Origin of the sequence: Clostridium sp. chh4-2 (assembly GCF_002899675.1) — a bacterium.
In the GTDB taxonomy this organism is placed as follows: domain Bacteria; phylum Bacillota; class Clostridia; order Lachnospirales; family Lachnospiraceae; genus CHH4-2.
Genome location: NZ_PKUU01000030.1, coordinates 65,049 through 72,915 on the forward strand (window position 1 = coordinate 65,049; position 7,867 = coordinate 72,915).

At 47.6% G+C, this 7,867-nt stretch carries 3 protein-coding genes; 1 reads left to right on the forward strand and 2 read right to left on the reverse strand.

Annotated features, from left to right (window positions below; translation table 11 throughout):
- The first annotated feature begins 90 nt into the window (after positions 1–90).
- Positions 91–966, forward strand: coding sequence for a LysR family transcriptional regulator (locus C0033_RS23945; RefSeq protein ID WP_103230364.1), 876 nt, complete (start codon positions 91–93; stop codon positions 964–966).
- Positions 967–1,245: 279 nt separating this feature from the next.
- Here the strand turns inward: C0033_RS23945 and C0033_RS23950 are convergent, their stop codons facing one another.
- Positions 1,246–2,733 (reverse strand): glutamate synthase subunit beta, encoded by a 1,488-nt coding sequence (locus C0033_RS23950; RefSeq protein WP_103230365.1) that lies wholly within the window; start codon positions 2,731–2,733, stop codon positions 1,246–1,248.
- A 20-nt stretch (positions 2,734–2,753) separates the two neighbouring features.
- Entirely contained in the window at positions 2,754–7,310 is a 4,557-nt protein-coding gene (gene gltB / locus C0033_RS23955) for a glutamate synthase large subunit (protein ID WP_103230366.1), read from the reverse strand.
- Positions 7,311–7,867: the final 557 nt, after the last annotated feature.

Consider the following 7,867-nt stretch of genomic DNA (forward strand, 5'->3'; position numbering starts at 1 on the left):
TGTTATCTGTGCTGCCCGGTGCTGCAAATCTTGTAATTTTACCGTTTATCCTTTAAAATAAAGTCAATTAACAGATCGGGAGGTTATGACATGGAAATTCATGCCCTGGAATATTTTAAAGTTGCTGCAGAATTAGAACATATAACGGAAGCTGCAAAAAAGTTGCAAATCGCCCAACCGGCCCTGACCCGTTCTATCCGCCGTCTGGAGGAAGAGCTGGGATACCCTCTTTTCGAACACGGCAAAAACCGTATTCTGCTCAATGACAACGGCAAATTGTTTTTGCGTACCGTGAACCAGATTTTAACTCTGCTGGAAAATTCCCAAAAAGAGATGGAAGAGTTAAACCGCAGCGCCGCCAACCGCATTACCATAGCCATCCGCTCTGCCTCTACCCTGCTCATTCAGCCTATGGCTGGTTTTAAGAAGACCGCTCCCGATATCCATTTCCATTTAATTAATGAAAATGCGGGGATTTTTCCTGCCGACGCCGATTTTCTCCTTTATTCCACCATCCGTCCGGACAGCGGGAATAAGCAGAATCTGCTGACCAGCGAACAGCTCTATATTGTTGTAAATGGAAATCATCCCCTGGCCCGGCAAAGCGGCATCGCTTTATCCCGTCTGGCCGAAGAAGACTTCATCCTGCTGGACAACCATAACGATTTTTATAATATCGCTATGGAATGCTGCCAGCGCGCCGGCTTCCGCCCCAGAATTGCCGCTCAGACAGAAAATGCAAATATTCTGCAAAACCTTTTGTTTGAAAATGCCGGAATTTCCATACTGCCGCACGTAAACTGGTTTACCAGCGCAAAGCAGCCCTTGTGCTTCCTTGAAATTACCGATATCCCATGCCTGCGCTATATCTATCTGGTTCCCAATCCGTCCAGATACCAGACCGCAGTGATTAAGGACTTTCATAAATATATCACCGGATTTTACCACAAAGTTCCGGAAGCCTAAGATACCCTGATAACAAAATTGCCCCAAAATACATCATGCATCCGGCAGTTTTCCAATCATCCGGGCATCATGTATTTTGCGGCAGCCTTGCCACTAAAGCATTTCCAAATCAGCTTAGCATATAATAATCCTGCAGCTCTTTATTCAATTGACTTAGTAAGAGTATATATGAAATTTTTCTTCAAGTAAAATACCGAATACTGCATAGTACAATACCATATTTGTTATGTCATAAAAGTATCCGGGCGATGAATATACAGTCTCCCGGCGGCTGAACTGCTACGCCAAATTCGAATAACCGATCAGGCTTTTATCCACTTCTTTTGCCACCTCGCGGCCTTCCCGGATCGCCCATACCACCAGCGACTGCCCCCGGTGCATATCTCCGGTTACAAATACCTTTTCAATATTCGTGCCGTATTTTCCTGCCTCCGTAACCACGTTAGTTCCGGCATTCAGCTCCACTCCAAATGCATCCGCCACATATTTTTGAGCGCCTAAAAATCCCGCCGCGATGAGCACCAGATCGGCCGGAACTTCTCTTTCCGTCCCTTCCACAGGCACCATCATCATGCGGCCCGATTCCGGGTCCTTTTGTGATTTCAGGCTGATTAAAACCGCCTTAGTCACATTTCCATCCTTATCTTTTATAAATTCCTTTACCGTGGTCTGATAAATCCTGGGATCTCTTCCGAATACGGCGATGGATTCCTCCTGGCCATAATCTGTCTTACAGATTCTCGGCCATTCCGGCCAAGTATTGTCTTCCGTTCTTTTATCCGGAAGCTTTGGCATCATCTCCAGCTGGGTCACGGATGCGCAGCCATGGCGGATAGAAGTACCCACACAGTCATTTCCTGTATCGCCGCCGCCGATCACAATCACGTGTTTTCCCTTGGCCGAGATAAAAGCCCCGTCTTCCAAGCCGGAATTTAAAAGACTTTTTGTGGTGGCCTTTAAGAAATCAACTGCAAAGAAGATCCCGTTGGCATCCCTTCCCGGCACCTGAATATCCCTTGGGTTAGAAGCCCCGCAGGCCAGGATTACCCGGTCAAATTCCTTTAAAATTTTTCCCGCCTTATAATTGGCTCCCACGTTGGCGTCCGTTACAAATGTGATTCCCTCTTCCTTCATCACATTGATCTTTCTGTCGATCACATGTTTTTCCAGCTTCATATTGGGAATCCCATACATCAAAAGGCCGCCGATCCTGTCGTCCCGTTCAAACACGGTCACGCTGTGTCCGCGCTTGTTTAACTGGTCCGCGGCAGCCAGCCCGGAAGGGCCGGAGCCGATGACAGCCACCTTTTTTCCCGTGCGGATCTTGGGAGGACGGGCGGACGCTTCTCCGCTTTCATAGGCCCTCTCGATAATTGCCATCTCATTTTCCTTAATGCTGACCGGATCTCCGTTCAGGCCGCAGGTACATGCGGCCTCACATGGAGCCGGACAGACGCGGCATGTAAATTCCGGAAAACTGTTGGTCTTTTTCAGCCTGTTATAGGCCTGCTGCCAGTTTCCGGTGTAAACCAGATCATTCCACTCCGGAATCAGATTGTTAAGAGGGCATCCTGATGTCATCCCCTTAATCATCATCCCGGACTGGCAGAACGGTACTCCGCATTCCATGCACCGGCCGCCCTGACGGCGCTGCTCCGCCTCCGGAAGAGGAGTATGGAATTCATTAAAATTCTTAATACGGGCTTTGGGACTCACCGCTTCACTTACCATCCTGTCAAACTCTAAAAATCCTGTTGGCTTTCCCATCCTTACGTCTCCTTTCTCCTCTACTTTCTGGTATTCGCATAAAATGCTTCAATCTGTGCCTGTTCACTGCTGAGCCCTTTTTCTTCCATCTGCACGATGGTATTCATCATCCGCCGGTAATCATGGGGAAGAATCTTCTTAAACTTAGGCAGATAGTAACCAAAATTATCCAGAATTTCTTTCCCTTTCGCTGAATTGGTGTAAGCCACGTGCTCTTTAATCATATCCTTCAATTCGGAAACATCATATTTGTTGGTCACATCCTCAAAAGACACCAGCTCTTTGTTAAGTCTCTTATATAAATCGCTTTTCTCATCCAGCACATAAGCAATTCCGCCGCTCATGCCCGCCGCAAAGTTCTTGCCTGTGGGACCTAATATAACCACCCGGCCTCCTGTCATGTATTCACAGCCGTGATCTCCCACGCCTTCCACAACCGCCGTTGCGCCTGAATTTCGCACGCAGAATCTCTCTCCGGCCACTCCGTTGATAAATGCCTTGCCGCTGGTAGCGCCGTAAAGTGCCACATTTCCGATAATGATATTGTCCTCCGCCTTAAATTTCACTCCGGTAGGAGGATAGACCACCAATTTACCACCGGAAAGCCCTTTTCCGAAATAGTCGTTGCTGTCTCCCACCAATTCCAGGGTCAGCCCCTTAGGAATAAATGCTCCGAAGCTCTGTCCGCCGCTTCCCGTACAGTTGATGGTAAATGTATCTTCCACAAGCCCATCCGGGTAAGCTCTCGTGATCTCCGCTCCCAATATGGTTCCCAACGTCCTGTCCACATTGGATACGTCCACCTGAATGCTTCTCTTTTGTCCGTTAACCAGAGCCGATTTCAGTTTTTTAAGGAATATCTTCTCATCCACCGTCTTTTCCAGTTCAAAATCAAAGGTCTGTTTTTGATTATATCCTGCAAGGGTCTGGCCCGCATATGGATTATCCAGAATATTGGACAGATCCACTTTAGCGGCTCTTTTACTTGGCATCACGTCTTTTCTCTTCAGAAGATCCGTTCTTCCCACCAGTTCATCCACTGTCCGCACACCCAGTTTTGCCATATACTCTCTCAATTCCTGAGCCACAAAATGCATGAAATTGATCACATATTCCGGTTTTCCTTTAAACCTCTTTCTCAGTTCCGGATTCTGTGTTGCAATGCCCACAGGGCAGGTATCCAGGTTGCAGACGCGCATCATCACGCATCCCATGGTCACCAGCGGAGCTGTGGCAAAACCAAATTCTTCCGCTCCCAGCATGCACGCGATAGCCACGTCACGCCCTGTCATCAGCTTTCCGTCGGTCTCCAAGATCACTTTGTCTCGGAGGCCGTTCATAATCAACGTTTGGTGGGCCTCCGCCACACCCAGCTCCCAGGGAAGTCCTGCGTTATAGATGGAGTTTCTCGGCGCCGCCCCGGTACCGCCGTCAAAAGAAGATACCAGGATGACCTGCGCTCCGGCTTTTGCAACGCCGGCCGCTACGGTTCCCACTCCGGCCTCCGACACCAGCTTTACGGAAATCCTGGCGCTGGTATTGGAATTTTTCAAATCATAAATCAGCTGTGCCAAATCTTCGATGGAATAGATATCATGATGAGGCGGCGGGGAAATCAGGCCCACTCCTGTGGTTGAATGCCTTGTCTTCGCCACCCATGGATATACTTTTCCGCCCGGAAGCTGCCCGCCTTCACCAGGTTTTGCTCCCTGGGCCATCTTAATCTGAATCTCCTTGGCGCTCACCAAGTATCTGGAAGTCACGCCGAAACGTCCTGAGGCCACCTGCTTAATGGCTGAGCATTTATTCACTCCATTTTTACCGCCGTCCAGGCGTTCCAGACTTTCGCCGCCCTCGCCGCTGTTGGATTTCCCGCCCAGGCGGTTCATCGCCACAGCCAGCGTCTCATGGGCTTCCTGGGAAATCGATCCGTAAGACATGGCTCCCGTCTTAAAACGTTTCACAATAGAATCAACGCTCTCCACCTCTTCGATGGGAATGCCGCCGTTTTCATCAAAGTTAAAATCAATCAGGCTTCTCAAGTTAATGGTCTTTCCTTCATCATTCAACGCATGAGAATACTGTTTAAATATTTCATAATCTCCGGTACGGGCCGCCTGCTGAAGCAGATGGATGGTCAACGGATCATACAAATGTTCTTCCTGTCCTGCCCTCTCCTTATGGCTTCCCACACTTTCCAAAGTCAGATCCACATCCAGTCCCAGAGGATCAAATGCCCTGGAATGAAGCACATCCACATCGCTTGCAATGTCTTCCAGAGTGATGCCGCCCACACGGGTTACCGTATCCGTAAAATATTTCTCAACCACTTCTTTAGAAATGCCGATGGCCTCGAAAATCTGCGCTCCCTGATAGGACTGAATCGTTGAAATACCCATCTTGGAAGCGATCTTAACGATACCATGGAGTACAGCGGAGTTATAATCCTGAACCGCCGCATAATAGTCTTTATCCAGCATCTTCGTCTCGATCAGGTTCTTAATCGATTCCTGGGCCAGATACGGATTGATGGCGCAGGCCCCGTATCCCAGCAGAGTTGCGAAATGATGAACTTCTCTCGGTTCCCCGCTTTCCAGAATCAAAGCCACAGAAGTGCGCTTTTTCGTCTTAACAAGGTGCTGCTGAAGCGCTGATACCGCCAAAAGCGACGGAATTGGCACATGATTCTCATCGATATCCCGGTCGGAAAGGATGATGATATTCGTACCGTCCCTGTGCGCACGGTCCACTTCCAGGAATAACCGGTCAATGGCCTTTTCCAGGGATGTGTTTTTATAATAAGTAATCGGTATCACTTCCACTTTGAATCCGGTCTTTTTCATATGTTTAATTTTCAATAAATCCGTACAGGTCAGAATCGGATTATCCACCTGAAGAATCTTGCAGTTCTCAGCCGCTTCCTGTAAGATATTGCCGTCCTCTCCCACATATACTGTGGTGGAAGTCACAATCTCTTCACGGATGGAATCGATCGGCGGATTGGTTACCTGGGCAAACAGCTGCTTAAAATAATTAAAAAGCGGCTGATGCGTCTTGGAAAGCACGGCTAAGGGGCTGTCTGCTCCCATTGCCGAAATAGCTTCCGCACCGTTTAACGCCATCGGCAAAATCATTGTTTTATACTGTTCATACGTATATCCGTAAGCTTTTTGAAGTCTGGATCTTTCTTCCGCTGTCATCTCCGGCACTCCCACATTGGGAATCTGCAGGTCTTTCATCTCGATCAGATTGGAATCCAGCCATTCTCCGTATGGACGGCGTGTGGCATAATGCATCTTCAAATCCTCATCGCTGATGATTTTTCCCTTTGCCGTATCCACCAAAAGCATTTTTCCGGGGCGAAGCCTCTCTTTCTTAACCACATGGCTCTGGTCGATGTCTATAGCTCCTACTTCCGATGCCAGGATCACCTGATCGTCATCTGTAATGTAGTAGCGGGAAGGTCGCAGACCATTGCGGTCCAGCACAGCCCCCATCACATCTCCATCGCTGAATACGATGGAAGCAGGGCCGTCCCAAGGCTCCATCATCGTAGCGTAATAATGATAAAAATCCTTTACCTCCTGAGGCATTGATTTATCATGGCTCCACGGCGCCGGGATCGTGATCATGACGGCCAGCGGAAGTTCCATACCGCTCATCATCATGAATTCCAGCGCATTATCAAGCATTGCCGAATCGGAACCCTCCTGGTTGATGATCGGAAGAACCTTATGCATCTCAGACCGGAAAAACTCAGATTCCATGGTTTCCTCTCTGGCCAGCATCTTATCCACATTGCCGCGGATGGTGTTAATCTCTCCGTTGTGGACGATAATCCGGTTAGGATGAGCTCTCATCCAGCTGGGATTAGTGTTGGTGCTGAAACGGGAATGTACGGTAGCCAGTGCGGATTCATAATCCTTATCCTGAAGATCAGGGAAAAATTTACGAAGTTCCTTTACCAGGAACATCCCTTTATATACAATAGTGCGGCTGCTTAAAGAAACCACATAAGTATTATCATTACTCTGTTCAAATACACGGCGCGCCACATACAGGCGGCGGTCAAAATCCAGTCCCTTATTGAGAAGGGCCGGTTTCTGGATAAATCCCTGAACGATATAAGGCATCTTCTCCACAGCTTTAGCGCCGATTAACTCCGGATTGATCGGCACATCTCTCCATCCGAGAAAGTTAAGTCCCTCTTTATTGACAATGATCTCAAACATCTTTTTAGCCTGATTCCTTGCCAGCTCATCCTGGGGGAAGAAAAACATGCCCACGCCATATTCCCGTTCTTCGCCGATGCTGATCCCAAGCGGTCTCGTAACTTTTTTGAAAAACCTGTGGGATATCTGAAGCATAATCCCCACACCGTCACCAGTCTTTCCTTCCGCATCTTTTCCGGCTCTGTGTTCCAGGTTTTCCACAATATGCAGGGCCTGCTCCACCGTTTTATGGGTCTTAATTCCCTTTACATTGGCAACAGCACCAATTCCGCAGTTGTCGTGCTCAAATCTCGGATCATAAAGTCCGGGAGTTCCAGAAACTGATATATTTTGATTGCGATCCATAATCTCTTCCTTTCCTTTGAAGTTTTTTAGATGATACTATAGTTTTTTTCGATTGTAAATAGGGTTTTTGGAGGAAATTATCAGATTATTTATCAACTACATATTTCATTATATTATTATCAGTTTTTTTATCATTCAACATTATTGTTTTCTTGTCCCAAAATACAATTTTTCTTACAAAAGCTGATTTTCCTTATTTTTTTAAGTGGAATCCCGGTTTTTTACAGTTTTTCCGGTTTGTGGAAAGCTGAAATATGCCTATTTTAGCGTCATTTTTCCACTTTAATATAATAAAGTCTGCCGTTTTTAACGTAAAGGATGAAGGCATTTTCGAAAAAGCCTTCACGTTCTATGTAAAAACTTTTTTAACCAGGCCAGCGAAAACCAGCCCGGAATCGGGATTCGGAGCCGGGAGACGAAGGGCTGAGGGGCCGTCCAGGCCGGGGAAGGAAGATGCAGACAGATCGGATCGTATGGAACCCCTTTAGAACATCTTAGGCCCGTAAGGGCAGAACGAGGCAGGTAGAAACTGATTTCCGTGTCAGTTTCTAAGGCGC